24 protein-coding genes and 1 pseudogene are annotated in these 25,390 nt (G+C 75.1%); 14 read left to right on the forward strand and 11 right to left on the reverse strand.

The genetic code is table 11. The features are described 5' to 3' along the window. The 3 genes from HTZ77_RS20915 to HTZ77_RS20925 form a co-directional block, all read right to left on the reverse strand. On the reverse strand, positions 1–211 hold a 211-nt coding region (locus HTZ77_RS20915), incomplete at its 3' end, for a helix-turn-helix domain-containing protein (protein ID WP_175588630.1). A gap of 98 nt (positions 212–309) precedes the next feature. Next, entirely contained in the window at positions 310–969 is a 660-nt protein-coding gene (locus tag HTZ77_RS20920; protein WP_175591342.1) for a response regulator transcription factor, read from the reverse strand. After that, on the reverse strand, positions 966–2,279 hold the full coding sequence (locus tag HTZ77_RS20925) for a sensor histidine kinase (RefSeq protein ID WP_235994946.1): 1,314 nt from the start codon (positions 2,277–2,279) through the stop codon (positions 966–968). Before HTZ77_RS20925 ends, HTZ77_RS20920 begins: the two co-directional genes overlap by 4 nt. A gap of 75 nt (positions 2,280–2,354) precedes the next feature. On the opposite strand from HTZ77_RS20925, the gene HTZ77_RS20930 reads away from it, so the two are divergent. Continuing rightward, positions 2,355–3,842 (forward strand): DUF1349 domain-containing protein, encoded by a 1,488-nt coding sequence (locus HTZ77_RS20930; protein ID WP_175591343.1) that lies wholly within the window; start codon positions 2,355–2,357, stop codon positions 3,840–3,842. 11 nt (positions 3,843–3,853) lie between these two features. Here the strand turns inward: HTZ77_RS20930 and HTZ77_RS20935 are convergent, their stop codons facing one another. After that, positions 3,854–4,318, reverse strand: a complete 465-nt coding sequence (locus HTZ77_RS20935; protein WP_175591344.1) for a DUF6223 family protein — start codon at positions 4,316–4,318, stop codon at positions 3,854–3,856. 232 nt (positions 4,319–4,550) lie between these two features. On the opposite strand from HTZ77_RS20935, the gene HTZ77_RS20940 reads away from it, so the two are divergent. Together HTZ77_RS20940 and HTZ77_RS20945 are read left to right on the forward strand one after the other, a co-directional pair. Beyond that, positions 4,551–5,678 (forward strand): sensor histidine kinase, encoded by a 1,128-nt coding sequence (locus HTZ77_RS20940; RefSeq protein WP_175591345.1) that lies wholly within the window; start codon positions 4,551–4,553, stop codon positions 5,676–5,678. Next, positions 5,675–6,337, forward strand: coding sequence for a response regulator (locus tag HTZ77_RS20945; RefSeq protein WP_175591346.1), 663 nt, complete (start codon positions 5,675–5,677; stop codon positions 6,335–6,337). The genes HTZ77_RS20940 and HTZ77_RS20945 overlap by 4 nt, the downstream gene beginning before the upstream one ends. Positions 6,338–6,340: 3 nt before the next feature. Here the strand turns inward: HTZ77_RS20945 and HTZ77_RS20950 are convergent, their stop codons facing one another. The 4 genes from HTZ77_RS20950 to HTZ77_RS20965 all read right to left on the reverse strand — a co-directional run bounded on the left by HTZ77_RS20950 (position 6,341) and on the right by HTZ77_RS20965 (position 10,538). Further along, on the reverse strand, positions 6,341–6,835 hold the full coding sequence (locus HTZ77_RS20950; RefSeq protein ID WP_175591347.1) for an SAM-dependent methyltransferase: 495 nt from the start codon (positions 6,833–6,835) through the stop codon (positions 6,341–6,343). Positions 6,836–6,863: 28 nt separating this feature from the next. Beyond that, positions 6,864–7,874, reverse strand: coding sequence for a carboxymuconolactone decarboxylase family protein (locus HTZ77_RS20955; RefSeq protein ID WP_175591348.1), 1,011 nt, complete (start codon positions 7,872–7,874; stop codon positions 6,864–6,866). A gap of 82 nt (positions 7,875–7,956) precedes the next feature. Continuing rightward, positions 7,957–9,102: a flavin-containing monooxygenase gene (locus tag HTZ77_RS20960; protein WP_175591349.1), complete on the reverse strand. Its 1,146-nt coding sequence runs from the start codon at positions 9,100–9,102 to the stop codon at positions 7,957–7,959. Then, positions 9,099–10,538 (reverse strand): MFS transporter, encoded by a 1,440-nt coding sequence (locus tag HTZ77_RS20965; protein WP_175591350.1) that lies wholly within the window; start codon positions 10,536–10,538, stop codon positions 9,099–9,101. Before HTZ77_RS20965 ends, HTZ77_RS20960 begins: the two co-directional genes overlap by 4 nt. 282 nt (positions 10,539–10,820) lie before the next feature. Here HTZ77_RS20965 and HTZ77_RS20970 point away from each other — a divergent pair, with 282 nt between their 5' ends. Genes HTZ77_RS20970 through HTZ77_RS20980 form a run of 3 tightly spaced genes read left to right on the forward strand, consistent with a single transcriptional unit; the run spans position 10,821 to position 13,008 of the window. Continuing rightward, positions 10,821–11,432, forward strand: a complete 612-nt coding sequence (locus HTZ77_RS20970; protein WP_328808674.1) for a TetR/AcrR family transcriptional regulator — start codon at positions 10,821–10,823, stop codon at positions 11,430–11,432. Positions 11,433–11,475: 43 nt separating this feature from the next. Further along, on the forward strand, positions 11,476–12,606 hold the full coding sequence (locus HTZ77_RS20975) for a saccharopine dehydrogenase NADP-binding domain-containing protein (protein ID WP_205303001.1): 1,131 nt from the start codon (positions 11,476–11,478) through the stop codon (positions 12,604–12,606). A 15-nt stretch (positions 12,607–12,621) separates the two neighbouring features. After that, positions 12,622–13,008 carry a hypothetical protein gene (locus HTZ77_RS20980; RefSeq protein WP_175591351.1) on the forward strand — a complete coding sequence of 129 codons (387 nt, stop codon included), beginning with the start codon at positions 12,622–12,624 and terminating at the stop codon, positions 13,006–13,008. A 300-nt stretch (positions 13,009–13,308) separates the two neighbouring features. Here the strand turns inward: HTZ77_RS20980 and HTZ77_RS20985 are convergent, their stop codons facing one another. Together HTZ77_RS20985 and HTZ77_RS20990 are read right to left on the reverse strand one after the other, a co-directional pair. Beyond that, the gene (locus tag HTZ77_RS20985) at positions 13,309–13,944 is read right to left on the reverse strand and encodes a transcriptional regulator (RefSeq protein ID WP_175591352.1); all 636 of its coding nucleotides are present in this window, start codon (positions 13,942–13,944) and stop codon (positions 13,309–13,311) included. Next, positions 13,941–14,336: a DNA-binding protein gene (locus HTZ77_RS20990; RefSeq protein WP_175591353.1), complete on the reverse strand. Its 396-nt coding sequence runs from the start codon at positions 14,334–14,336 to the stop codon at positions 13,941–13,943. Before HTZ77_RS20990 ends, HTZ77_RS20985 begins: the two co-directional genes overlap by 4 nt. Before the next feature lie 59 nt (positions 14,337–14,395). Between HTZ77_RS20990 and HTZ77_RS46400 the strand changes: the two genes are divergently transcribed. The 3 genes and pseudogenes from HTZ77_RS46400 to HTZ77_RS48290 all read left to right on the forward strand — a co-directional run bounded on the left by HTZ77_RS46400 (position 14,396) and on the right by HTZ77_RS48290 (position 17,546). Further along, positions 14,396–15,922, forward strand: coding sequence for a PEP/pyruvate-binding domain-containing protein (locus HTZ77_RS46400; RefSeq protein WP_328808675.1), 1,527 nt, complete (start codon positions 14,396–14,398; stop codon positions 15,920–15,922). Between the two features lie 194 nt (positions 15,923–16,116). Beyond that, positions 16,117–16,731 carry a histidine phosphatase family protein gene (locus tag HTZ77_RS21000; RefSeq protein ID WP_175591355.1) on the forward strand — a complete coding sequence of 205 codons (615 nt, stop codon included), beginning with the start codon at positions 16,117–16,119 and terminating at the stop codon, positions 16,729–16,731. A gap of 150 nt (positions 16,732–16,881) precedes the next feature. Then, positions 16,882–17,546, forward strand: a pseudogene (locus HTZ77_RS48290) (FAD-dependent monooxygenase). Here the strand turns inward: HTZ77_RS48290 and HTZ77_RS21010 are convergent. After that, positions 17,543–18,262, reverse strand: a complete 720-nt coding sequence (locus HTZ77_RS21010) for a VOC family protein (RefSeq protein WP_175591356.1) — start codon at positions 18,260–18,262, stop codon at positions 17,543–17,545. The pseudogene HTZ77_RS48290 and the gene HTZ77_RS21010 sit on opposite strands and share 4 nt — an antisense overlap. Before the next feature lie 236 nt (positions 18,263–18,498). Between HTZ77_RS21010 and HTZ77_RS21015 the strand changes: the two genes are divergently transcribed. From HTZ77_RS21015 to HTZ77_RS21035, 5 genes are all read left to right on the forward strand, one after another. Next, positions 18,499–20,256, forward strand: coding sequence for an ATP-binding protein (locus HTZ77_RS21015; protein WP_175591357.1), 1,758 nt, complete (start codon positions 18,499–18,501; stop codon positions 20,254–20,256). Positions 20,257–20,290: 34 nt separating this feature from the next. After that, positions 20,291–21,430, forward strand: coding sequence for an exonuclease SbcCD subunit D (locus tag HTZ77_RS21020; RefSeq protein WP_175591358.1), 1,140 nt, complete (start codon positions 20,291–20,293; stop codon positions 21,428–21,430). After that, on the forward strand, positions 21,430–23,853 hold the full coding sequence (locus HTZ77_RS21025; RefSeq protein WP_175591359.1) for an AAA family ATPase: 2,424 nt from the start codon (positions 21,430–21,432) through the stop codon (positions 23,851–23,853). Before HTZ77_RS21020 ends, HTZ77_RS21025 begins: the two co-directional genes overlap by 1 nt. Then, on the forward strand, positions 23,850–24,797 hold the full coding sequence (locus HTZ77_RS21030) for a hypothetical protein (RefSeq protein ID WP_175591360.1): 948 nt from the start codon (positions 23,850–23,852) through the stop codon (positions 24,795–24,797). Before HTZ77_RS21025 ends, HTZ77_RS21030 begins: the two co-directional genes overlap by 4 nt. A 177-nt stretch (positions 24,798–24,974) precedes the next feature. Then, entirely contained in the window at positions 24,975–25,379 is a 405-nt protein-coding gene (locus HTZ77_RS21035) for a DUF190 domain-containing protein (RefSeq protein WP_175591361.1), read from the forward strand. Positions 25,380–25,390: the final 11 nt, after the last annotated feature.

Here is a 25,390-nt window from a genome sequence, read left to right on the forward strand (position 1 = left end):
CCGCGGTGCGGTGCGGGGTCGTATGGGGCCGGCTGGAGCGGTCGTGCAAGCCCGCTTCGCCATGGTCGCGCCATCGACGTACCCACTTGTAGGCCGTGGGCCGGGAGATGCCCATCTCGGCGGCCACATGCGCGACCGGGCGGCCGGACAGGACGCGGTGAACGAGCAGACGGCGACCATGAACGGTCAGCCGGGCGTTACGGTGGGACACGAGGCCTCCGTGTGTGCTGCAGATTCGACACCTACACCACACCGGAGGCCTCTCCTATGATCAACCCCCACTGTTAACAACGCCCGTGGTCAATACAGCTAGCCGCCGATGCGGTAGCCGACTCCCGGCATCGTCGCGATGACCGGCGGGTCGCCGAGCTTGCGCCGCAGCCGGCCCACCGTCACCGCGACGGTGTTGGTGAACGGGTCGGCGTACTCGTCCCAGACCTTCTCGAGCAGGGTCTCGGCGCTCAGGAAACCCGGGCTGGCCCGCAGCAGCGCCTCCAGCAGGGCGAACTCCTTGACCGAGAGGCCGAGCCGCCGTCCGTCGCGGACGACGGTCCGGCGTACCGGGTCCAGCTCGATCCCGGCCGCGCGCAGCGTCCGCGGCCGCGCGTCCGGCTTGCGGCGGGCCAGCGCCCGGATGCGCAGGACGAGCTCCGGGAAGTGGAACGGCTTGGCGAGATAGTCGTCGGCGCCGAGGGTCAGACCGCTGACCCGGTCGCCGGGCGCGCTCGCCGCGGTCAGCATCAGCACCATGGGCCGGTGCGCGCGCTCGGTGATCATCTGGCAGAGCGTGTCGCCGTGGAGGCCGGGCAGGTCACGGTCCAGGACCACCACGTCGTGCGCGGCGAGGTCGAGCTTGGCCGCGGCGGCCAGCCCGTCGTACGCGAGGTCGACGGCCATCCCCTGGTCGCGCAGACCTTCGGCCACGACCTCGGCCAGGGCGTGGTCGTCCTCGACGACGAGGATCCTCATGCCGCGACCGCCGCGTCGCTCGCCGGGGGAAGAGCGACCGACACGCGCAGGCCGCCCTCCGGCCGGGCGAGCAGGGCGAGCCGGCCGCCGTGGGCGGCGGCGACGGCGGCCACGATCGACAGGCCGAGGCCCGAGGAGCCGGTGCGCCCGCCGCCCAGGCCGGGGGAGCCGGCGCGCTCGTCCGCGAGGCCCGAGGAGCCGGTGCGCCCGCCGCCCAGGCCGGGGGAGCCGGCGCGCTCGTCCGCGAGGCCCGAGGAACCGGTGCGCCCGCCGCCGGGGCCCGGGAAGCCGGTGCGCTCGCCGCCGAGTCGTTCGAAGGGCCGCGCCAGCCGGTCCACCTCCCGCTGGTCGAGGATCCGCCCGCCGGTCTCGACGACCAGCACCGTCTCCTCGTCGCCGGCGGATCCGCTGATCCCGATCCATCCGCCGTCCTCGTTGTGCGTCACGGCGTTGTCGACGACGTTGCCGACCAGCCGCGCCAGCAGCGCCGGGCTGCCCTGCGTCGCCGTTCCCGGCGGGACGTCCACCGTCACGCTCAGCCCCTTCCGCCGCGCGTCGGCGGACCGTTCACGCAGCGCCGCCCCGACGAGGTCGCCGAGATCGACCCGGGCGGCGTCGGCCAGCGCGCCGTGCTGCGCCCGCGCCAGGACGAGGAACCCGTCGAGCAGGTGATCGACCCGGTCGAGCTGCGTGCGCACCCGGTCGGCGAGCGCGACCGTCGAGGCGGCCGGGCCGGGCTTGGCGACCGCGACGTCCAGCGACGCGCGCATCGTCGCCAGCGGCGTACGCAGCTCATGAGAGGCGTTGGCGACGAAGCGGCGCTGCGCGGCGAACGACGTCTCCAGCCGTTCGAGCAGCTCGTCGATGGTGTCGGCGAGGTCCTTGACCTCGTCGGCTGGACCGGTGACGGCCAGCCGCCGGTCCAGGCTGTCGGCCGAGATGCGCCGCGTGGCGCTGGTGATGAGCCGCAGCGGCCGCAGGACACGCCTGGCCAGCACCCTGCCGAGCAGCAACGAGACGAGCGCCATCACGACCAGCGCCAGCAGCGAGCCGGCCAGGAGCTGGCGGGACTGCTGCGCGTGCACCGCGGCCAGTTGCTCCTCCAGCACGTGGATGCGCTGCCGCGCCGCGACGAGGCCGGCCTGGGCGGAGGGGCTCCCGGCCGGGGCGACGCTGCTCATCCGCCCGCCGGAGAGCATGAAGGTCAGGCCGAGCAGGCCGGCGCCGGACAGCAGGAACACGACGGCGTACAAGAGGGTGAACCGTACCCCCACGGTCCCGTTGCGCAGCCCGATCATGCCCTCCAGCATGCCCTGCCGGACCTAACAGCGGCATGACGGCGCCGCTTCGGGCCGTGTCACCCGCCGATCCGTAGAACCGGTGGCATGTCGACCACCCCACTCCTGCGCAGCGAATGGGCCGCCTTCCGCCGCCCGGCCCGCCTGATCGCCCTGGCGGCCGCGGCGCTCACCGTCATAGCGCTGGGCCTGCTGTCCGCCTCCGCCAACCGCTCCTCCTGCGACGGGCCCTGCCCGGCCGTCCCCGTCGCCGGGGACGGCTCGATCGTCAGCGACCGGTTCTGGTTCCTGCACCGCGACCTGGGCCGTCAGGGCTCCATCACGGTCCGCGTCACGTCGATGACCGGGACGATCACCTATCCTCCGCCGGACCACGACCGGATCGTGCAAGGACTGGTGCCCTGGGCGAAGGCCGGGATCATCGTCAAGGACGGCGTGCGACAGGGCTCCCGGTACGCGGCGCTCATGATGACCGGCGGCCACGGCGTGCGCTTCCAGTACGACTACGAGCACGACGTCGCCGGGAGCGCGGGCGACGGCTCGCCGCGGTTCCCGCGCTGGCTGCGCCTGACCCGCTCCGGCGACCTGATCACCGGCGCCGAGTCGGCGGACGGCGAGCGGTGGCGCACCGTCGCGACGGCCCGGCTCGACGGGCTGCCGGACGCCGTGCAGGTGGGCCTGTTCGCCACCTCTCCCGGCGACCTCACCCTCCAGGAGATCGGCCTGGGCGGGACGATCGAGCAGGTCCGGTTCACCCAGGCCGTCGGCGTCTTCGACCACGTCGCCGTCACCGGCGGCGCCACCGGCGGGTGGAAGAGCACCCCGGTCGGCGGCATGAACCACACCGACTGGGAGAAGCTCCACCACGCCTCGGGAGCCGTGGAGAAGGACGGCGTCATCACGGTCAGCGGCACCGGCGACATCGGGCCGCGCGGCGAGGACGGCGCGCGAACCGTCGAGACGACGCTGCCCGGCCTGGTGATCGGGCTGGTCGTCGTGCTCGTCGTCGCGGCCCGCCACGGCGCACGCACGGGACGCGCGGCGGCCTCCCGGCCGGTGGTCGCCGCCCGCGCCGCCGTCGTCGGGGCGGCCGCCTTCGTCACCGGCCTGGTCGCGGTCGGCGTCGCGCTCCCCGTGGGCACGGCGCTCCTCAAGGGCAACGGCATCCCGGTGTCGCCGCTGCCGGTGCCGGACGGAGCCCGGGTGGTCATCGGCATCGCGGTGGTGCTCGCGCTGTGCGCCGTCCTCACGTACGGGCTCGGCGTGTGGCTGCGCCGCGGCTGGGCGGCGATCCTCCTCGGGCTGTCGCTGGTCGCCCTGCCCTACGCCGTCGCGATGGTTCCGCTGCTGCCCGACGCGGTCGCCGAGTGGCTGCTTCGGCTCACCCCGGCCGCGGGCTTCGCCGTCCAGCAGACGATGGTGGAGTACCCGCAGGTGACCGCGCACTACGCGCCGTCGGCCGGGTACTTCCCGCTGCCGTGGTGGGCCGGGCTCGCCGTGCTCGGCGCGTACACGCTGATCGCGGTGCGGGCCGCCCTCGGCCGCGGGCCCGGCGCTGACACCGACTGGCGGTAGAGGAGGGGCCGCTATCTGGGACGCGGGTCCGCGGCGCGCTGGAGTCCGCCGCGGCGGAGGCGGTCCAGAGCCAGCCCGCCGAGGACCATGGCGATCAGCCCCACACCTATGGCCAGGAAGCCCCCGACTATGCCGTAGCCGGTGCCGGGACCTCCCTCGGCGGCGGCCACGACAAGCCCGCCGATGACCGCGCCGACCGTCCCCGCCGTCAGGGACGCGATCGCCCCCTTTCTCCCGGGGCCGCGGCCGATCCGGCCGGCGGAGCGGGCCAGGGCGAGCCCGCCGACGACCAGCCCGGCCAGCCCCAGGGCCATGCCCACCAGGGACCAGAGCCGCCCGGCGGTCAGGGCGTAGGCGCCGACGGGGGCCGGCTGGACCAGGGCGTGCGCGGCCGCCGGGGCGGCGAGCCCGACGGTTGCGAGCAGGGCGGCCGCGGCGGCCGCGGCGGCTAGGGCGAGCAGGTGACGGACGGGCATGAGGTGCTCCTTCTCCTCCGGCGACGTGTCCCCGATGACGGGACGTCGCCTGATCCTGTCCGCCGCGCCCACCGCCGGTCGTCCGCCGGACGTGGGTGATGCGCGCTGCCGCCGACGCCGCAGCCGTCTACCGTGGACGCCGCAGGAACCGCGCGGGTACCGCGAACGCGGTAGACGCCGGTCATCCCTGGAGGGGAGTCGCCCGCGCGAAGGTCCGGCTAGGGTGCCGCGCATGAGCACAGCGCGCCCCGGTGTCCGGGCAGGTGTCGTCGACTGGGCGATCGCCGCCGGCGTGGCGGCGGCGCTGCTGGTCACCGCACTGTCCGGGGAGCGCTCCGCCGCGTACGCCGGCGTGCTCGGCTACGCGCTGCTGACGGCCGGCGGGCTGGTGCTGGCCGCGCGCCGCCGGGCCCCGGTCGTGGTCCTGGCCGTCACCGGGCTGTGCGCGGTGGGCTACCAGGCGGCCGGGTTCGACGTGCCGGCCGTCGCGTACCTGTTCGCGGTGTACGCCGCCGTGCGGGCGGGACACCGCGCCGTCACGGTGGCCGCGAGCGTGGCCATGCTGGCCCTGCTGCCGCTCGCGGCCCTGGCCGCGGGCCTGCACGACACGGGCGAGGCGTTCGCGCGGGCGCGCGGCGCGCTGGAGCTGGCCTGGCTGGTCGCGGCCGGCGCCGCGGGGGAGGCGCTGCGGCAGGCCGAGCGGCGGGCGGAGGAGGCCGAGCGCACCAGGGAGGAGACCGCGCGGCATCGCGCCGACGAGGAACGGCTGCGCATCGCGCGGGAGCTGCACGACTCGCTCACCCACCAGATCTCCATCATCAAGGTGCAGGCCGAGGTCGCCGTTCACGTGGCCCGCAAGCGGGGTGAACAGGTGCCCGAGGCGCTGCTGGCGATCCAGGAGGCCGGCCGAGAGGCGACCCGGGAGCTGCGGGCGACGCTGGAGGCCCTGCGCGACGACGACCCGCCCCCGCCCCGGGGGCTCGACCAGGTCCCCGAACTGGTGGAACGGGCTCGGGCGGCCGGCCTCGACGCGACGCTGACGGTCGGGGGACGACGCCATGACGTGCCGGCCGCGGTGGACAGGACCGCTTACCGGATCGTCCAGGAGTCCCTGACCAACGTCGCCCGTCACGCCACCGCGGCGACGGCGTCGGTCCGGATCGACTACCGTCCCGACGCCCTCGCGGTACGGATCGACGACGACGGCGCGGCCACGCCGGACACGGCTCCGGTGCCCGGCGTCGGACTGCTCGGCATGCGCGAACGGGTCACGGCGCTCGGCGGTCGCCTACGGGCGGCGCCGCGCGAGGAGGGCGGGTTCACCGTCCAGGCCGAACTTCCCGTGGACGGCACGCCGTGATCCGGGTCCTCCTCGTCGACGACCAGCCGCTCATCCGCAGCGGATTCCGCGTCCTCCTCGACCTGGAGGACGACATCGAGGTGGTGGCCGAGGCCGGCGACGGGGAGGAGGGCCTGGCCCTGGTCCGGGAGCACCGGCCCGACGTCGCGCTCGTCGACGTCCAGATGCCGGGCGTCGACGGCATCGAGACGACCCGGCGCATCGCCGCGGATCCAGGCCTGTCCGGGGTGCATGTCGTCATCCTCACCAACTACGGCCTGGACAGGTACGTCTACAACGCCCTGCGCGCCGGCGCGGCCGGTTTCCTCGTCAAGGACGTCGTGCCGGAGGACTTCCTGCACGCCGTACGCGTGGCCGCGCGGGGCGACGCCCTGCTCGCGCCGTCGATCACCCGCCGGCTGATCGACCGGTACGTCACCGAGCCCCTGCACACGGACGCCGGCGCCGGGCTGGAGGAGCTGACCGGCCGCGAGCGCGAGGCCGTCGCCCTGGTGGCGAAGGGCCTGTCCAACGACCAGATCGCCGCCCGCATGACGATCAGCTCCATGACCGCGAAGACCCACGTCAACCGGGCCATGGCCAAGCTCCGTGCCCGTGACCGCGCCCAGCTCGTGGTCCTCGCCTACGAGTGCGGCCTGGTGACCCCGCGCGGCTCCTGACGGTCAGAAGTACTCGGCCATCAGGCGGTCCACCCATGCGGGCTGCCGGACGGAGTCCGGCAGGAACTGGCGCATCACGGGTTTGATGTCGAGGACGGGGGTGCCGGTGACGGCGTCCAGGCCGCGTACCCGCAGTTCCCTCCCTTCCGCCGAGACGACCGCGCAGACGGTGCAGCCGATCCGGTTCGGCCGGCGTGGTCCCCGGTCGGCGAACACCCCGACCTCGGGGAGGTCGGCCCGGCCGCGCGGCCGCAGGAGGGGGCGGTAGTCGTCGCGTTCGGGGAGACGGTCGAAGGAGAAGACCACCTCGACGTGGGAGAAGCCGTCGAGGCCGGTGAGGCAGCGGTCGCCGAAGCGGGCTTCGACGAGGATGGTGCTCTCCACCTCGCCCCAGTGGTCGGTGTCCGCCGGGTCCGGGCGTTCGTTGTGGACCGTCCCGATCGCGGTCACGCCGATCGGCGGACGGGCGGTGGGGGAGGGGTCCGGCGTCGTCGTCATGGGGTTCGCTCCTGGGGTGCGCCGGTCGTCATCGGGTCGGGGCCGGGCTGGTGATGGCTTCCTCGATCCGGTCCACCGCCGTCATGGCGCCGTAGCCGAGCAGGCGTACCAGGTCGGCGTCGGTAGCGCCGGTCGTGGCGCGCCACGCTGCGACGTCCGCCTCGGTGACGTCGTGCGGCGCGAGGGCGGCCAGGAGGGCGAGCCTGGCGGCGGGCCGGTCGGCCTCGGGCAGCCGGGCCAGCCGTTGCCTCAGCCACGGGCCGTGCGGCTGCGCGCCGGTGGCGGCGGGCTCGGCGACCGCGGCCCGGAGCAGGAGCCGGCTCTGCTCGCTCAGGAGCGTGGCGCCGGCGGCCGCCGCGCCGCGCAGGGCGGCGAACGCGGTCGCCATCGGCGTCTCGCCGGCCCAGAGGGGCGACGGCGCCGTCGGTATGCCGGCCAGCAGCGGCAGGCTGTCGCCGCGCCCGAGTTCCCGGTGGACGGTGCGGGTGTAGGCCAGGGCGCCGGCCCGGCGTACCGGCTGGGCTCGCTGCAGGTCGCCGGGGAGCAGCCGCTCGTCGGTGAGCGTGGAGAACATGCGGTTGACGAAGTGGGTCGACAGGGCCGTGCCGATGTACTCGGCGGCGAGCTCGGCCCGGAACGGCGGCGACGCCAGATCCGCCGGGTGGAGGGTGCGCGTGGCCTTCGCCCAGGTGACCAGCGCGGCCCGGTGCTGGTCGGCCGGGGTCCGGTCGTGGAGCAGGTCCTCGGCGAGCTGGTGCTCGCCGAGGGCGTGGATGAGGATGGTGTGGGCGTCGATGCAGAACCTGCACCCGTTGGCCAGTGACACGGCCACGGCCACGACTTCCTTGTCGGTGCGGGGCGCGAGTCCCGCCAGTTCCGACTCGCGCAGCACGGCCCAGGCGGCGGCATGGAGTTCCGGTGCGGGGGACAGCATCATGAGCGCGGCCTGCCCGAAGTCGGCCGTCGACTGGGCGTACACCTCGGCGACCCGGCCGCTGGCTGATCTCCTGGGCACGGGGCTGACGTGGCGGATGGACATGGTGACCTCCAACGTGGATGAGGGGATGACGGCGAGGGATGCGGAGGCTCGCTCGGGAGCCGCGGGCGATGCGGAGGCTCGTTCAGGAGCCGCGGGCGATCGCGCGGGCGATCCGCCGGGCCTCGATCGGATGCCGGCGCAGGGTGCCTTCGATCGCCGGTCGGTAGCCGGCGAACCAGAGCCCCGCCGCGGGCGGATGCCCGCCCGCGTCACGATGCGGACGCCCGCCCGCGTCATGATGCGGACGTCCGTCGGGGCCGAGGACGCCGAGGTGCCCGACCAGTTCGGTGAGGCCGGGGTCGTAGCCGGTGGCGGCCAGCACGATGTCGGGCCGCAACCGGGCGCCGTCCCGCAGCACGACGTCGTCACCGTCGAGGTGGTCGACGACGGCGACGACGCGCAGTCGGCCCGCGGTGAGGTGCCCGACGAAGCCCTGGTCGATCGCGACGGTGACGCCCGTGGTGCGCATGCGCTCGAACGGGCCCTGCCGCGGGGCGGGCAGTCCGTAGGCGCTCAGGTCACCGAACGCGTGGTCCGCCACGGCGCGGGCGAGACGGTCGCGGACCCGTTCGGGCAGCGGACGCAGTGCGACGGTGAGCGGGTGCAGGGGCACGCCGTGGAGCTGCCGCGGCAGGATGGTCGGCGGGCTGCGCACCGACATCCACAGCCGCTCGACCCCCGCGTCCACGAGGTGGCCGGCGATCTCGACGCCGGAGTTGCCGGCGCCGACGAGCAGTACCCGGGCGCCGGCGAGGTCGGCGGCGCGGCGCAGGGTGGCGACGTGCCGGATCGGCCGCCGGAAGCCCGCCCGGCCGGGCCAGTCGGGCACGCGGGGGACACGGTCGTGGCCGGTGGCGACGATCACGTGTCGGGCGCGGTGGGGGCCGGCGTTCGTGTCCACCTCCCAGCCGCCGGCCACGGAGTCGATCCGCTGGGCCCGCACGCCACAGCTCACCTGGAGTCGCGCGTGCCAGGCGAACCGTTCGAGGTAGGCGACGTAGTCGTCCCGGCCGACCCACCGGCCGGCGGCTCCGGGGATGCGCAGGCCGGGCAGGTCGGACAGCCAGCGGATGGTGTTCAGGCGCAGTTCCTGGTGGCGGCGCCGCCATGAGGTGGCCACCGCGTCGCCCTGCTCCAGGATGACCGGCTCGATCCCGCGCCGCCTCAGGGCGGCGCCGGCCGCCAGCCCGGCCGGACCGGCGCCGATGATGACGACGGCGGGTGTCACGCGGTCCGCCGATCGGCGACCGTGACCGCGCCGTCGCCCTCGCTGTCGCTGTCGCTGTCGCGGGTGGGGCGCAGCAGGGCGAGGGTGAGCAGGCAGCCGAGGAGCGCGAGGACCGCCGCGGCGGCGAAGCCGCTCCGGAGTCCGGCCAGGTAGCCGGCCGTCCCGGTGACGGTCGAGGCCAGGACCAGGACGGCGGTCACGCCGAGGCCCGATCCGATGCGTTGGGCCGTGTTGACGATGCCCGCGGTCACCCCGGCGTCGACCTGGTCCACGGCGGTGACGGCGGGCGCGGTCACGCCGACGAACGAGGCGGGCAGGCCGACGCCGAGGAGCAGCGCGGCGGGCAGCACGTCGCCGAGGTAGTCCACGGTGGCGGGCAGCGTCGCGAACCAGGCCAGCGCGGCGGCCTGCGCCGCGAGACCGGCCGCGAGCAACGTACGGGCGCCGAAGCGCTTGACGGCGGCCGGGATCGCGGTGCGGGAGGCGACCAGCCCGGCCGCGGCGACCGGCAGGACCGCCAGGCCCGATCGCGTGGGGCTGTAGTGCTGGGTGTTCTGCAGATAGAGGGCCAGCAGCGCGAACGCCGGCACGTGGGCCGCGCCGACCAGCGCGTTGACGACCGCGGAGCCGGTGACCTGGCGGATCCGGAACAGCCGGAGCGGCATGAGCGGCTCCGCGTTGCGCGCCTCGGTGGCGACGAAGCCGGCGAGCAGCACCAGCGCGACCGCCAGCAGGATCGCGGCCGGCGTCCGCCCCGCCGGGTCGGCGAGCGCGCCGAACGCGTACCCGGCGAGCAGCAGGCCGCTCGTGCCGAGGACGGCGCCGGGCAGATCGAGCCGCCTGGCGGACCCCGCGCGCCGCGGCGGGTCGGCGGGCAGCAGCTTCCTGATCGACGCCAGCGCGACCACCCCCACCGGCAGGTTGATCAGGAAGATCGACCGCCAGCCAGGCCCGTCGGTGAGCAGGCCGCCGGTCGCCGTGCCGATGGCGGCGCCGGCCGCGCCCATCGCGCCCCAGACCCCGAACGCCCGGCGGCGGGCGTCCGGCTCGGTGAAGGTCCGCGTCAGCAGCGCCAACTGGGCGGGCACCGTCACGGCGGCGCCGATGCCCTGCGCCGCGCGCGCCGCCACGAGCACCCACGCGTCGCCCGCGAACCCGGCCGCCGCCGACGCGACGGTGAACAACGCCAGCCCGGCCCCGAAGACCCGCCGCGCGCCGAGGAGGTCGGCCGCGCGTCCGCCGACGAGCATGCACCCGCCGAGCGCCAGCAGGTACGCGTTCGTGACCCAGGCCAGCCCGGCCTCGTCCAGACGCAGACCGGCGCCGATGCTCGGCAGGGCGATGTTCACGACCGTGGTGTCCAGGAAGACGACCAGCTCCACCGCGGTGATCAGCACCAGCGCGGCCGTGTGACCGGTGACGGTGCGGTTGCCCATCCGCCACCTCCTTTCACGAGAGCTCTCACTAGAGCGTGACTTCAGCGAAGACTGCACTAGAGTTACGCTCTAGTCAAGTGGAGGAGATCGCTGGTGACACGACCCAGGCCCGGCGCACGCCCGTCCGAGCCCGACGTGAGTTCGGCTGAGGCTGATGTGAGTGCGGCCGGGGCCGGTGTGCCGGCGGTCAAGCCGGGTGCGCGGGCGGCCAGGGCCGGTGTGAGTACGGCCGAGGGCGGTGTACGAGGGGCTGGGGCCGGTGCGCGGGGGGCCAAGCCGGGGGTGCGCGCTGCCAAGGCCGCCCAGACCCGCGCCCGCATGCTCGCCGCCGCCCGCGAGCTGTTCGCCGAACGCGGCTACACCGCCACGAGCATGCAGGCCATCGCGACCCGGGCCGGCGTGGCGGTGCAGACGACGTACTTCACGTTCGAGACCAAGCGCGCGATCCTCAAGGAGCTGCTCGACGTGGAGGTGGCCGGTGACGACGCCCCGGTCGCCACGCTCGACCGCCCGTGGGTCGCCGAGGCGCTCGCCGCGCCGCCGGAGGAGCTGCTGCGCCGCCTCGCCGAGGCCACCGCCGGCATCCATGCCCGGGTGGCGGCGCTGCTGGAGGTCGTCCGCTCGGCCGCCGCCACGGACGCCGAGATCGCCGAGCTGTGGGACACCAACATCGTGCAACGGCACACGGTCCTGGCCGTGTTCACGGGTGCGCTGGCCGCCAAGAAGGCGCTGCGCCCCGGCCTGAACGCGCTTCGCGCCGCGGACATGGCCCTCGCCGTCCTGGCGCCGGAGACCTATCGCCTGCTGACCCGCCACCGGGGGTGGAGCGACGGCGCCTGGGCCGACTGGGCGGCCGGGACCCTGATCGACACGCTGCTTGCGCGGAGCGAATGACTGGTGTCATCCTCTAGCGAAACGCAGTCGGGGGAGGGGCCGGGTGTCGGGAATTCTGGTGATCGGTGGCTACGGCGCGGTGGGCGCCCAGGTTTCGACCACTCTGGACGAGTGGTTTCCCGGCCGGGTCGTCGCCGCCGGCCGCCGTCCCGGCGGCGCCCGGCTGCCCGGCACCGTACGCAGGGCGCGGCTCGACCTGGCCGACGTCGCCGGCCTGGAGCGGCTCCTCGACGCCGAGCGCGTCGCGGCGGTCGTCCTCTGCGTCGAACCGGCCGACGCCGCCGTCGCCGAGACCTGCTTGTCGCGCGGCGTCCACCTGGTCGACGTCGGGGCCTCCGACCACCTGCTGCGCCAGGTGGAGGACCTCGCCGACCGGGCGACCGCCGGCGGGGCGATCGCCGGCGGGGCGACTGCCGGCGGGGCGACTGCCGGCGGGGCGACTGCCGGCGGGGCGACTGCCGGCGGGGCGATCGCCGGCGGGGCGACTGCCGGCGGGGCGACTGCCGGCGGGGCGACCGCGGTCCTCAGCGTCGGCCTGGCGCCGGGACTGACGAACCTGCTCGCCCGGCGCGCGCACGAACGCGTCGGCGGCGCGCAGCGCATCGACATCACCGTGCTGCTCGGCGCCGGCGAACACCACGGCGCCGACGCGGTGGCCTGGACCGTGGCCCGGCTCTCCCTGCCCGCCGCCGGCGGCTCGCGGCGCTGCGTCATGCCCGGTTACGGCCGCCGCACCGCCTACCCGCTGGACTTCTCCGACCAGCACAGCCTGCGCCGGACCCTCGGCGTGCCTGCGGTGACCACCCGGATGTGCCTCGACTCCGCCTTCTCCACCACGCTGCTGGCCGGCCTGCGCCGGCTCAGCGTGTTCCGCGCCGCCCGCGGCCCGCTGGCGCGCCGTCTCGTCACCGCCGCGCTGTCCCGCGTCCACATCGGCGGCGACGGGTTCGCCGTCCGCGTCGACGCGGTCAACCGCGACCGGCACGTGGCGCTCGCGCTCACCGGCAACGCCCAGAGCCGCGCCACCGCCCTCGTCGCCGCGCACGTCACCCGCGCCGTCCTGGGCGGCGAGCTTCCCGGGGGCGTGCACCACATCGACCAGCTCCCGGCCCTGGCCGACCTCCCCGACCGGCTGGCCGCATACGGCATCGTCCCGCACACCATGCCGAGATGAGCCTCCGCGGCCGCCTTGGGGATCGGCTCCTTCGGCCAGCGGGCGCGGGGGACCGGTGCCGTCTCGCTGCTCGTATTCGCTCGCGCGGCCGGGATCGTCTGGGTGGTCGTCCGGCGGTCGAAGGGTGTCCCGGCGCCGCTCGCGCTGACCACTGCGGCATACCTGGCAGTGGCAGCGGCCACCGTCTCGCCCGCCCGTCGCGCCGCCCGCCCGCCGCGCTGGCCGCCCGCCGCGCTGGCCGCCCGCCGTGCTGCCCGCCTGCTGTGCTGCCCGCCCGCCGTGCTGGGCGGACGCCGCGGAGCGGACGGCCGGGGCGTACCGCAGGCCGGGCGGCCCCGCGTGGCTTGGACGCTGTGGGGTGTGCGGTCGGTCAGGTGGGCTTGGGCGGCGTGGACGTCGTGAGGGCGGCGGGGCAGGTGGGTTCGTGCGGCTTGGACGTCGTAGGGGCGGCGGGGCAGGTGGATTGGCGGGGCTTGGACGCCGTGAGGGGGTGCGGTGGGTCAGGTGGGCCTGGGCGGCTTGGACGTCGCGGGGTGTCAGGCGTGCTAGGTGGACCCGCGCAGCCCTGATGTCGCGGGGCGTCAGGCGAGCCAGGGGGGACTTGCATGGCCCGGAGGTCGCGGCACCGGCGCCGGGACGCCGACGTGGGCGAGTGACGGGCAGCGTGCGCCGCCCGCCGCCCGCCCGCGACGTCATGCCCCTTCAGGGGTGCGCGCGCCGGTCGATGCCCAGCGTGGCGATGAGGTCCTCGTGGAGCTCGAACCACACCCGATGGCAGGAGTCGACGTCGGTGCGGTCGACCCAGGCGCCCTCCCCGGCGCGGGCGCGCGCCAGGGCCCCGGCGAACCGGGTGTCGTATCCGCGGAACCGCGTGAGGACTCCGCCGAGCCGGTCCACGAGCGGCGCGAGTGCGCGGTCGACGCCGGCGAGCTCATCGAGGATGCGGGCGTCCCACACGGCGTCGGTATGGTCGTTGGCGGCGAGCCGGTCGCCATCGACGGGCCGCAGTTGCCAGTCGGTGCAGGCCCGTAGCAGCAGGGCGTTCAGCGGGAGGAACTCCCGGTAGACGTCCCGGACCTCGTCGGCGCCGTCGGCGCGCGCGAGCTCGGCCGCGAGCTGCCGCTCGTTCTCGGCCCGGCCCGATTCCGTCAGCGACCAGCCTCCGCTGCCGGCGAAGGCGGTGTGCTGGACCCAGCCGCGCGCCTCGGCGTCGAGCAGCGCCTCTTTCGTCCCGGCCGCGTCGAGCCCGTACCGGTGAGCGATCGCCGGGGTGTCCGCGTACCCGGAGATGCGCACCGCGTGCAGGGCCAGGAGGCCGGGAGGGGAGTGCCGGGTCACGAGCCGGAGTCCTGTCGTGCGGTGAGGCGGTTGTAGTGCTGCTGGCACGCCTGCGGGGAGTTGAAGCCCATCGCGTACGCGATCTGCGCCCAGGTCAGCCCCGCGCCGCGGGCCGTGAAGAGCAGGGCGGACTCCAGTCCTTCGACCTCGGCGCGGGCGGCGGGCAGGAGCGCCAACGCGTTCAGGACGTCCTCCGGACCCAGGTCGGCGTGGCGCCAGACGGCGAACCGTACGAGGTCGACCGCCGACGGCGGGGCGGGCGGGGGCTGCCATGGGCGGGGGTCGAGCGCGTCCGCGCCGAGGCTCAGGAGATGTCGGCGCGCCTCCTGCTCGCGTCGGGCCTGGACGTGGTCGGCGTGCGCGGCGTGAGCGATCTCCTGCTTGCGGGACATGGCCTCATCATGCACAATCAACAAAATGTTGTCAATAATTTGTTGAAAGGATGGAGTGGGTGATCGTACCCTTGACCGGGGCCGTCGCCGATACGTGCGGGGGCAAGGCCGGCGCGCTCGGCGCGTTGCTCCGCGCGGGTCTGCCGGTGCCCGACGGCTTCGTCGTCACGTTCGCCGCCTACCGTGCGGCGGTCCGCGACCTGCACCTCGGACGGCCGGCCACGGGTCCGGACGATCCTGGCCCGGAGCGGCAGGAGAAGGCGGACGATCCTGGTCTGGCGCGGCAGGAAAAGCCGGACGATCTTGGGGCGGCCTGGCGGGCCAAGCCGGGCGATTCCGGCACGGCCTGGTGGGAGAAGCTGGACCATTCGGGCGCGGCGCGGCGGGCGATCGAGGGCCGTCCGGTCCACGCCGCCCTGGCCGGCGCGCTGGGACGCGCGCTCGCCGAGCTCGGAGACCCGCCCGTGGCGGTGAGGTCGTCGGCATCGAACGAGGACACCGCGCACGCGTCGGCCGCCGGCCAGCACGAGAGCTTTCTCGCGGTACGCGGAGCCGACGCGGTCGCCGACGCCGTGCGGGACTGCTGGGCGTCGCTGTTCTCCCCGCGCGCCATCGGCTACCGGGACGCCTCCGGCCCGGGCGCCCGTCGATCCGGCGATCTCGCGATGGCCGTCATCGTCCAGCGCCACCTGGACGCCGAGGTGTCCGGAGTCATGTTCACGCCCGCGGACCCGGACGGGGTCACCGGGATCGAGGCGTCCTGGGGGCTCGGGCCCAGCGTCGTCGAGGGCACGGTCACCCCTGACGCCTACCGCGTCGCCGGGGACGGGTCGGTCACCCGTACCATCGCCGACAAGCGGACCCGCCTTGACCGGCGCGGCACGCGGCTCGTCACGCGCGACGTGCCCGCGCCCGCCCGGCGCCGACCGGCGATCGACGACGCGAGCGCCATGCGGCTCGCCGAGCTGGGCCGGGAGATCGCCGCCGTGCTCGGCGGACCGCAGGACATCGAGTGGGCGATCGTCGGCGGCCGCACCTGGATCCTCCAGGCGCGGCCGGTCACCGCCGAACCTCCGCCGCCGCCCCCCGCCGCTGCCCTGGACGGTGCAACGGTCATCCTCACCGGAACGCCGAGCGCCTCGGGCACCTTGGGCGGCTCGGGTGGCTCGGGCGCCTTGGGCGGCTTGGGCACCTCGGGCATCTCGGGCGGCTCGGGCACCTTGGGCGGCTCGGGTGGCTCGGGCGGCTCGGATGGCTCGGGCGCGGTGCTCGCCGGAACGCCGGGCAGTCGCGGGAGCGTGACCGGCACCGCGAGGATCGTCCGCGGCCCCGGCGACTTCGCGCGCGTACGCCCCGGCGACATCCTCGTCTGCCCCTTCACCGACCCCGCCTGGACGCCGCTGCTGCGCATCGCCGCCGGTGTCGTCACCGAGACCGGAGGCGTGCTCTCCCACGCCGCGATCGTCGCCCGCGAGCACGCCATCCCCGCCGTCCTCGGCGTCCCGGACGCGACGCGCAAGCTCCGCGAGGACTCCGTCATCACCGTCGACGGCACCACCGGCACCGTCACGGCGACCGACGCGTGACCCGCCCGCACGAACACCCTTGAAGCGCGTGACCCGCCCCACACGCCCCCCCAAGGCGCGTGACCCGCCCCGCGGGCCCCCTCAAGGCGCGTGACTCGCCCCGCACGCACACCCTCAAAACACGCACACCCACCCTCAAAAACGGAAGGAGGCGGGAGGCGGGGCCCGCGCGGGCGCCGCGTCCCTCACCCCTCATGGCCACCAGACGCCTCTACCTGGCACGCCACGGCGCGGCCGACGCGTTCGGCGAGCTCACCGACCTCGGGCACCGGCAGTCCGCCCTGCTGGGCGAACGGCTCGCCGGCGTGCCGGTCGACGCCGTGTGGCACTCCCCGCTGCCCCGCGCCGAGGCGAGCGCGCGCGAACTCGCCCGGCGGCTGCCGGACGTGCCCGTGGCCGAGGCCGCCGAGCTCGTCGACCACGTACCCTACGTCCCCGACGCGGCCGAGACGCCCCCGTCCTGGGCCGGCTTCTTCGACGGCTACGACGCCGCCGAGGCGGCCTCGGGCCACAGGCTGGCCGAGGCCCTGGTCGCCCGGTTCGCGCAGGTCCCCGGCACGACCCCCGACGGCGACCGGCCCGACCGGCACGAGGTCCTGGTGACGCACGCGTACCCGATCGCGTGGCTGGTGCGGCACGCGCTGGACGCGCCGCCGTCCCGGTGGCTCGGGCTGAACAGCGCCAACACCGCGCTGACGGTCATCGAGTACCGCGACGGCCTGCCGCCCACGATCGTGATGTTCAACGACATGAGCCACCTCCCGCCCGACCTGCGCTGGACCGGGTTCCCCGCGGGCGTGCGGCCGTGAGCCGGCTCCCGCCGCCGGCCGCCGCGCCCGCCGGGCGGCCCGGCTGGCCGGTGTCGAGTTCCAGGAGCCGGGTGAGGAGGACGACCTGCTCGGCGTAGTGCCGGACGAACTCGGGGCCGCGGGGGGCGCTCCGGGCGGTGGCTGCTCGGGGTGCCCCTACATCCCGGGGAGAGCATCGAGGACTTCACCGAGCGGCGCTGCGCCGACCTCGTCCGGGGCGCCACCGGGATCGCCGATCTCGACGTCAGGCTGGTGCCGCCTGTGCCGGGCCGGAGCCGGACGGTGACGGATGTCAGGCTCGGCGCGTCGGTGGCCCGCCGGTACCGGGCCGGCCGGGTGTTCTTCGCCGGGGACTCGGCCCACGTCTCCCCCCGACGGGGTCCTTCGGCGCCAGCACCGGTATCGCGGACGCGCACAACGTGGCGTGGGAGCTCGCCGCCGTGCTCAAGGGGCAGGCGGGACCGGCACTGCTGGACACATGCGAGCAGGAGCGCCGGCTGGTCGCGCGGCTGACCCTGGGGCAGGCCATGCGGCAACTGGACGCCCGCCTGGGAGGAACCGCGGACGACCTCACCGCCGTCGACGACCTGACCATGATCTTCGGGTACCGGTACGACTCCCCGGCCGTCCGCGCCGAGACCTCGGCCCCCGACGCGCCGGTCGAGGACCCCCGTGAGCCCAGCGGGCGTCCCGGCCTGCGCGCCCCGCACGTACGGCTGGAGCGGGCCCGGACGGCGTCGTCCACCCACGACCTGTTCACCGGCGCGTTCACCGCCCTGATCGCTCCGGACATGAGCGCCCCGCGATCCGGCTAGCGGGGGCTCAGCACGCAGAACTCGTTGCCGTCGGGGTCCAGCATCTCCACCCGGCCGCCCCCGGCCCGGCCGGCGCCGACGCGGGTCGCCCCGAGGGAGACGAGCCGGTCGACCTCCGCCTGCAGATCACCGTTCAGCGGGGGAGCGAGGTCGAAGTGCAGCCGGTTCTTCCCCTTCTTCGGCGCCACGGGCGGACCGCCCCAGGTGATCTTCGGGCCGCCGTGCGGCGAGCGGATCGCGGTCTCCTCGTCCTGGTCCCAGACCAGCGGCCAGCCCAGCGCCGCGCTCCAGAAGTAGCCGACCTCCTGCGAGCCGTCGCACGCGAGCGCCCCGACGAACCCGCACTCGGCGAGGAACTTGTTGCCCGCCGGGATGACGCAGAACTCGTTGCCCTCGGGGTCGGCGAGCACCACATGAGGGGCATCCGGGCCCTGCCCGATGTCCAGGTGCCGCGCGCCGAGTTCGAGCGCCCTCTCCACCGTCCGCTGCTGGTCGTGGAGATTGCTGGTCAGGTCGAAGTGGGCCTGGTTCTGGCCGGTCTTCCCCTGCTCGGACGGGAAGAACCGGACCTGGAACCCGGTGTCGTCGTCCGGCAGGAGCGCGATGCCGTCGTCGGCGCCGCCCGCCGTCTCCCAGCCCAGTAACCCGGCCCAGAAGCGCGCGAGCCGCTGTGGGTCGTCCGCGTCGATGCAGAGCGCGACGAGCTGCGAGGTCATCCTGGATCTCCAATCGGCTGGGTCATCGGCGCTGACCGGACCGTCCTGGCGCGTGACGCAAGGAACGCTAACCCGGCCCGGGGCGGCGTCGTCAACGCATTTACCGGGCGCCGGTCCACATGCCGGCGCCCCGCGGAGCCCCGAAGCGCCAGGGCGAGCGAGCGAAATGAGCCGGACGCACCACCTCGGGCCGACTACGCTCCCTTGGAGCGGCATGCGTGGGGGTGGAGGGACGAGTGACGGTCAACGGGGCAGTCAACCACGAGGCGTCGACGGGGACGCCCGCGGCCGGTGAGGCCGTCGGCCGGGTGCTCGGCACCCAGGCGGCCTCACCCCTGTCGTTCTGGGTCGGCCTGGAACCGGGCAAGGTCGTCCAGCTCGACGACGTGGTGGTGACCAGGCGGGAGGTGCCGGGTCACGGTCCCGTGCTGGTGGCGGGCGTGGTGACGACCGTGGAGGCCAGGCACGAGGGCGCGGCCTACGACTCCGACGTCTTCCTGATCGCCGACGGCGCGCTGCCGGCCGCCGTGGTCGAGGTGGCCGAGGTGCGGGTGACGAGGGTGGAGCCGGAGGTGTTCGTGCCGCCGCTGCCCGGCTCCCAGGTCTTCCTGGCCGGCGCGGGCGACCGGGACCAGGCGCTCTACTTCGACGTGATGGACCGGCGGATCCCGCTGGGGATGGGCCGCGACGGCCAGCCCCTGTACGTCAACTTCGACTTCCTCGACGGCACCCGCGGCGCGCACGTGTCGATCTCCGGCGTGTCCGGCGTGGCCACCAAGACGTCGTTCGCCACGTTCCTGCTCTACTCGATCTTCCATTCGGGGGTCCTGGAGGGCGAGGCGGCCAACACCAAGGCGCTGATCTTCTCCGTGAAGGGCGAGGACCTGCTCTTCCTCGACCACGACAACCTCCGGCTCGACGAGCAGGCCAGGAGCGTCTACGCCCGGCTGGGGCTGCCCGCCCGGCCGTTCGGCAGCGTCCACGTCTTCGCCCCGCCGCGCCCCGGCGACCCCAACGGCGTGCCGCACGTCTCCGCCCGCACCCACGGGGTCAGCTCGTTCTACTGGACGCTGGTCGAGTTCTGCGAGGAGGAGCTGCTGCGGTTCGTCTTCGCCGACGCCGACGACGAGCGGGCCGGATACGCGCTGCTGGTGGGACAGGTGGCGGCCCGGCTGAAGGCGTGGGCCGAGCCGGTGGGGGAGGGCGGCGCGATCATGGTGCGGGGCACGTCCTGCCGCACGTTCGGCGACCTCGTCGAGATGCTGTCCGACCAGTTGCAGGACGAGGCCACCCGCACCGACTGGACCGGCGCGCAGACCCCGCTCGGCACCGTCAACGCCTTCCTGCGCCGGCTGCGCAGCGCCGTCAAGCCGCTGTCGCCGATCGTCCGGGGCGACCTGCCGTTCTACCGCAACCACGTGATCCGCACCTCCGACGCGCAGGTCTCCATCGTCGACCTGCACAACCTGCCGGAGCGGGCGCAGCGGTTCGTGGTGGGCGTGGTGCTGCGCGGCGAGTTCCACCGCAAGGAGTCCTCCGGCACGGCCAAGCCGCTGCTGTTCGTGGTGCTGGACGAGCTCAACAAGTACGCCCCGCGCGAGGGCGACTCGCCCATCAAGGAGATCCTGCTGGACGTGGCCGAACGCGGCCGCTCGCTCGGCGTCATCCTCATCGGCGCCCAGCAGACCGCCTCGGAGGTGGAGCGGCGCGTCGTCTCCAACAGCGCCGTCCGCGTCGCCGGCCGCCTGGACCCCGCCGAGTCCGCCCGCTCCGAGTACGGCTGGCTGCCCCCGGCCGTCAGGGAACGCGCCACGATCGCCAAGCCCGGCACCATGTTCGTCGCCCAGCCGGAGATCCCCGTGCCGCTGGCCGTGGCCTTCCCGTTCCCCGCGTGGGCGACCCGGCCGGCCGAGGCCGCGGCCCCGCCGGCCAGGGCGACGGCCGACCCGTTCCAGGGCCTGCCCGGCGTCGAGGACGACATCCCGCCCTTCTGACCAGCCCAGCCCCTCTCCGACCACAGGTGGTTTCGTGAAGATCCTGCACACCGCGGACTGGCACGTGGGCAAGGTGCTCAAGGGCCGTCCCCGCATCGACGAGCACCGCGAGGTGCTGCGCGAGCTGGTCGCCGCCGCCCGCGCCCACGACGTGGACGCCGTCATCGTCGCCGGCGACCTCTTCGACACCTCCGCGCCCACCCCCGAGGCGCAGTCGCTCGTGCTCAACGCGCTCATGGCGCTGCGCGGCGACGGGCGCGACGTGGTGGTGCTGGCGGGCAACCACGACAACCCGCAGCTCCTGGAGGTCTACCGGCCGGTGCTCGGCAAGCTCGGCCTGCACGTGCTCGGCTCGTTCCGCCGTCCCGACCAGGGCGGCACGCTGGCCTTCACCGCGCGTTCGGGCGAGCCGGTGCGGCTGGGCGTGCTGCCGTTCCTGTCGCACCGCTACGTCGTGCGCGCCGCCGAGGTCCTCAGCGGGACGGCCGCCGAGCACAACCGCGACTACGCCGCCCGCATCGGCGAGCTGATCGGCGCGCTCACCGCGGGCTTCCACAACGACACCGTCAACCTGGTCACCACCCACGGCACCCTGCCCGGCGGGGCGTTCGGCGGCGGCGAGCGGGAAGCCCAGTCGATCTTTTCGTACTACTTCGAGCCGACCGCGTTCCCGCCCGCCACCCAGTACGCCGCCCTCGGCCACCTGCACCGCCGCCAGCAGATCCCCGGCCCCTGCCCGATCTGGTACAGCGGCTCGCCCCTCGCCGTCGACTTCGGCGAGGAGGGCAACACCCCCGGCGCGCTGCTGGTGGAGGTCTCACCGGGGCGGCCCGCCGTGGTGCGGGAGCTGACGTTCGCCTCGGCCCGCAAGCTGCGCACGGTACGCGGCACGCTGGAGGAGCTGGAGGGCATCGAGCCCGGCGACGACTGGCTCAAGGTCATCGTGGAGGAGAAACCCCGCGTGGGCCTGGCCGACGACGTGCGCGAGCTGCTGGCGGGAGCCGTCGACGTCCGGCTGGACGAGCGGTTCCGGCCGGTGCCCGCCACGCGGCGGGCGAGCTCGGCCGGCCGGAGCCCGCGCGAGCTGTTCCGCGACTACCTGTCCGCCACCGGCCGCGAGGACGAGCAGGTGGCCGGGCTGTTCGACCGGCTCTACGACGAGGTGACCGGCTGATGCGCCCCCTTCTGCTGCACCTGGACCACTTCGGCAGCTTCCGCGAGCCGGTGACCGTGGACTTCTCCGACACCGAGTACTTCGCGCTCGTCGGCCCGACCGGCGCGGGCAAGAGCACGATCATCGACGCGATCTGCTTCGCCCTGTACGGCACCGTGCCGCGCTGGGGCCGGGAGGGCGCCGTCGCCCACGCCCTGGCGCCGTCCGTCACCGCCGGCAAGGTGGCGATGGTGTTCGACAGCGACGGGCGGCGTTACGGCGTGGTCCGCGCGATGGTGCGCGACGCCAAGGGCGCGGTGCGCACCAAGGAGGCCAGGCTCGACGAGCTGGACCCGGCCGCCCCGCTCCAGGAGGCGTTCGAGGCGGTGGTCAGGCCGCTCGCCGAGGGCGAGAACGTCACCGCCGAGGCCCAGCAGGTGACCGGGCTGGAATACCGCTTCTTCACCCAGTGCGTGGTCCTGCCGCAGGGCCGCTTCGCCGAGTTCCTGCACGCCGCGCCCCGCGAACGGCAGGACCTGCTGGTGCAACTGCTCGACGCCGACGTCTACGAACGGATCAGGCAGCGCGCCGCCCGCGACGAGGAGACCGCCAGGCAGGACGCCTCCTTCGCCCGCGACCAGCTCGCCAAGCTGTCCGGGGCGACGGCCGAGGCCGAGCGGGAGCTCACCGAGCGGCTGGCGGCGTTGCGGCGGCTGGCCGGCACCATGGGCGCCGACCTCGACCTGCTGCGGGCCCGGGAGTCCGACATCCGCCTCGCCGAGCAGGAGCGGGCCGCCGTGGCCGAACGGCAGACGGTCCTGGCCGAGCTGCGCATGCCCGCCGCGGTCCCGACCCTGGCCTCGGCCCGGCGCGCCGCCGCGGAGTCCGTCGAGACGCTGGCCGCCGACGTGGCCCGGCTGGAGGCCGACGAGCACGAGGCGTACGAGGCGCTGACCGCGCTCGGCGACCGCGGCGCCCCCCGGGCGGCCCTGGCCGCGCTGGACGCCCGCGAACGCCTGGAGACCGAGGCGGCGCGGGCCCGCGCCGCCGCCGCGTCGGCCGCCGAGGCCCTCGACGGCGCGGCCGGCGAGCAGGCGGCGGCCGAGCAGGCGCTCGCCACGGCCGAGGAGCAGCGCGAACGCCTGCGTGACGCGCACGCCGCCGCCCACCTGGTCAACCGGCTCGAAGTGGGGCTGCCCTGCCCCGTCTGCCGGCACCCGGTCGCCGAGCTGCCCCGCCACGAGCCGCCCGCCGACGTCCGCGCCGCCGACCGCGCCCTGGCCGGCGCCCGCGACCGGGCCCAGCGCGCCAGGGCCGCCTGCGCCAAGGCCGAGACGTCGGCGTCGATGCACGCCACGCAGGCGACCCGGCTGGAGTCCGAGCTGGCCGCGCTGCCCGCCCCCGGCGACCGGGCCGAGCTCGAAGCGCGGCTCGCCGCCATCGCCAAGGCCGACGAGCTGGCCGCCCAGGCACGCGACGCCGTCCGCGCCGCCCGGGCCGCGCTGGAACGGGCCCGGAGCGAGGCCGACAAGGTCGCCCGCCAGGCGGAGTCCGCCTGGCGGGCGCTGGAGGCTGCCCGCGACCGGTTGCTCGTCGCCGGCGCCCAGGACGACCCGCCGCCGCCCCTGGTCCGCGAGGATCTGCACCGGGCCTGGACCGAACTGCTCGCCTGGCGCGACCGGGCCGCCCAGGCCGCCCGCGCCGCGCTGGCCGAGCGTGAGGAGCGGCTGGACCAGGCCCGCGCCCGGCTCGCCGCCGACCGCGGCAGGCTGGCCGAGCGGCTGGCCGAGCACGGCGTCCACGCCCCGCGCGACGCCTCGCCCGACCAGCTCGGGGCCGAGGTCGCCGCGGCCGTCGCCCGTGCCGACAGCGCGCTCGACCGCCTCAAGGAGGAGCGCCGGCGCGCCGCCGACCTGGAGAACCGGATCACCATGAAGGAGCACGAGGCCAAGGTCGCCCACGAGCTCGCGTTGCGCCTGCGCGCCAACGCCTTCGAGCGCTGGCTGTGCGCCGAGGCCCTCGCGGTGCTCGTCGCCTCGGCCTCCGACACGCTGCGCGAGCTGTCCGACGGCCAGTACGAGCTGGCGCTGGCCGACAAGACCGGCGACATCGAGGTCATCGACTACGGCGAGGCCGGCATGCGGCGCAGCGCCCGCACGCTGTCCGGCGGCGAGACCTTCCAGGCCGCCCTCGCCCTGGCGCTGGCCCTGTCCGGCGCGGTCGCCAGGCGGCTGGACTCGATCTTCCTCGACGAGGGGTTCGGCACGCTCGACCCGGCCACGCTCGACACCGTCGCCACGACCCTCGAACGCCTCGCCGCCGGCCAGGAACGCATGATCGGCGTCGTCACCCACGTCCCCGCCCTGGCTGAGCGGGTGCCGGTGCGCTTCGAGGTCACGCGCGACGGCAAGGGGTCGCACGTCCGGAAGGCCGGGATCCGATGACAGGCTTCACCGTCGACCCCTGGGACCCCGGCTACGCCGCCGCCCTCGCCGTCGAGAACCTCTCCGAGATGGGCGCCACCAGCGCCGAGCTGGTCCTCGACGTCGAGCGGCCGGCCGCCGACTGGAAACCCGTCACGCCCGGCGCGAACGCCTCCGCCCCCGAGACGCTGCTCGTCGCCGACGGCGTGCGCCGGATCGACGCCCGCGTCTGGGTGAACGACCCGGACACGCCCATGCCCGTGCCCGGCATCGCCGCCTCCTACGCGGCCGGGATCGTCCGGTGCGGCCCGGAGGGCGCCGACCTGGCGGCGATCGAGGTCAACCGGTCGCTGATCTCCGCCTCGCCGCACGCGCCGGAGGTGAAGACCACGCACGCCGTCTACCTGCCGAACAAGGCCGCCGACGCGAGCTTCGAGGAGCTGTCGCTGGCGCTGCAGCGGCAGGTCACCCAGCTCGAGGTGGACCTGGCGGTGCGGCACCGCGCGCGGGGCGACGACCTGCTGCTGGTGGACGGGCCGCTGCGGGGCCGTACGCATCTGCCGCGCACCGTCGGCTACATCAAGACGCACCACACCGCCTACCTGCCGCCGCCGCAGTCCGCGGTGGTGGCCGCGCTCACGCCCGGCCAGCGCACGCCGGTGTTCCTCATGGGCACGAGCTGGCGGCGGCACTCCTGGTACGTACGGCTGCCCGTCCAGTCGTCCGCGCCCTGGGCGGGTGTGGCGCGCTGCGAGGCCAGCGCGGACCTGGACCCGGCGCAGGCGGTACGGATCGCCGACGAGGTCACCCTCGCCCTGCCACCACTGGCCGGCGTGGACTACAAGGACCCGCGTGCCCCGCAGAACCTCATCCCGATCGGGGGACTGGAGAAGCTCCTGCGCCACCACCTGGGCGACGCCCGCCTGCTCTACCGCGCGCTGCGCACGGCCGCCGCGGCCGGTTGAGGGCCTGCCCCTGCGGGCCGCGCGGCGATATAATGGCTGGTGAAGCCCGTTTTCCGGGTCGCGGCGGTGGGGCCCGCCGCCCCGCCCTTCGGAGATCGCGCGGGGAAACCACGAAGCGCTCCTTCGTCAACGGTCCCTACCAGTGAGAACGCACCACGATCCTGGTAGGAGGCGGCCATGAAGCTCAACGGCCCGGCGCTCCGGTTGACCATCTTCATCGGTGAGAGCGACACCTGGCGCCACAAGCCCCTGTACGTCGAGATCGTGCACCGCGCCCACCGGAGCGGCCTGGCCGGAGCCAGCGTGATCCGCGGCATCGAGGGCTACGGCGCCTCCTCGCGCATCCACACGGCCCGCATCCTGTCCCTGGCCGAGGAGACGCCCGTGGAGATCATCCTCGTCGACTCCGAGGAGGCGATCCGCGCCTTCCTGCCCGAGCTGGACGACCTCATCAGCGAAGGCGTGGTGATCGTGGAGCCGGTCGAGGCGATCCACTACCTCGCCCGGCCCGCCTCGGCGCAGGCCACCGGCGACCCGTTCCCGCGCCCTGCGATCCAGGGCTTGGACCGCCTCGGGACCTGAGCGGCGGGATT

Source organism: Nonomuraea montanisoli (assembly GCF_013363975.1).
Classification (GTDB): domain Bacteria; phylum Actinomycetota; class Actinomycetes; order Streptosporangiales; family Streptosporangiaceae; genus Nonomuraea; species Nonomuraea montanisoli.

Excerpts from the sequence above, each read along its gene's own strand:
- HTZ77_RS20920 (WP_175591342.1), bottom strand. The coding sequence starts at position 969 with ATGAGGATCCTCGTCGTCGAGGACGACCACGCCCTGGCCGAGGTCGTG.
- HTZ77_RS21010 (WP_175591356.1), bottom strand. The coding sequence starts at position 18,262 with ATGACCTCGCAGCTCGTCGCGCTCTGCATCGACGCGGACGACCCACAG.
- HTZ77_RS21030 (WP_175591360.1), top strand. The coding sequence starts at position 23,850 with ATGACAGGCTTCACCGTCGACCCCTGGGACCCCGGCTACGCCGCCGCC.
- HTZ77_RS20940 (WP_175591345.1), top strand. The coding sequence starts at position 4,551 with ATGAGCACAGCGCGCCCCGGTGTCCGGGCAGGTGTCGTCGACTGGGCG.
- HTZ77_RS21025 (WP_175591359.1), top strand. The coding sequence starts at position 21,430 with ATGCGCCCCCTTCTGCTGCACCTGGACCACTTCGGCAGCTTCCGCGAG.
- HTZ77_RS20950 (WP_175591347.1), bottom strand. The coding sequence starts at position 6,835 with ATGACGACGACGCCGGACCCCTCCCCCACCGCCCGTCCGCCGATCGGC.
- HTZ77_RS20990 (WP_175591353.1), bottom strand. The coding sequence starts at position 14,336 with ATGTCCCGCAAGCAGGAGATCGCTCACGCCGCGCACGCCGACCACGTC.
- HTZ77_RS20930 (WP_175591343.1), top strand. The coding sequence starts at position 2,355 with ATGTCGACCACCCCACTCCTGCGCAGCGAATGGGCCGCCTTCCGCCGC.
- HTZ77_RS21000 (WP_175591355.1), top strand. The coding sequence starts at position 16,117 with ATGGCCACCAGACGCCTCTACCTGGCACGCCACGGCGCGGCCGACGCG.
- HTZ77_RS20955 (WP_175591348.1), bottom strand. The coding sequence starts at position 7,874 with ATGTCCATCCGCCACGTCAGCCCCGTGCCCAGGAGATCAGCCAGCGGC.
- HTZ77_RS20925 (WP_235994946.1), bottom strand. The coding sequence starts at position 2,279 with ATGCTGGAGGGCATGATCGGGCTGCGCAACGGGACCGTGGGGGTACGG.
- HTZ77_RS20965 (WP_175591350.1), bottom strand. The coding sequence starts at position 10,538 with ATGGGCAACCGCACCGTCACCGGTCACACGGCCGCGCTGGTGCTGATC.
- HTZ77_RS21035 (WP_175591361.1), top strand. The coding sequence starts at position 24,975 with ATGAAGCTCAACGGCCCGGCGCTCCGGTTGACCATCTTCATCGGTGAG.
- HTZ77_RS20935 (WP_175591344.1), bottom strand. The coding sequence starts at position 4,318 with ATGCCCGTCCGTCACCTGCTCGCCCTAGCCGCCGCGGCCGCCGCGGCC.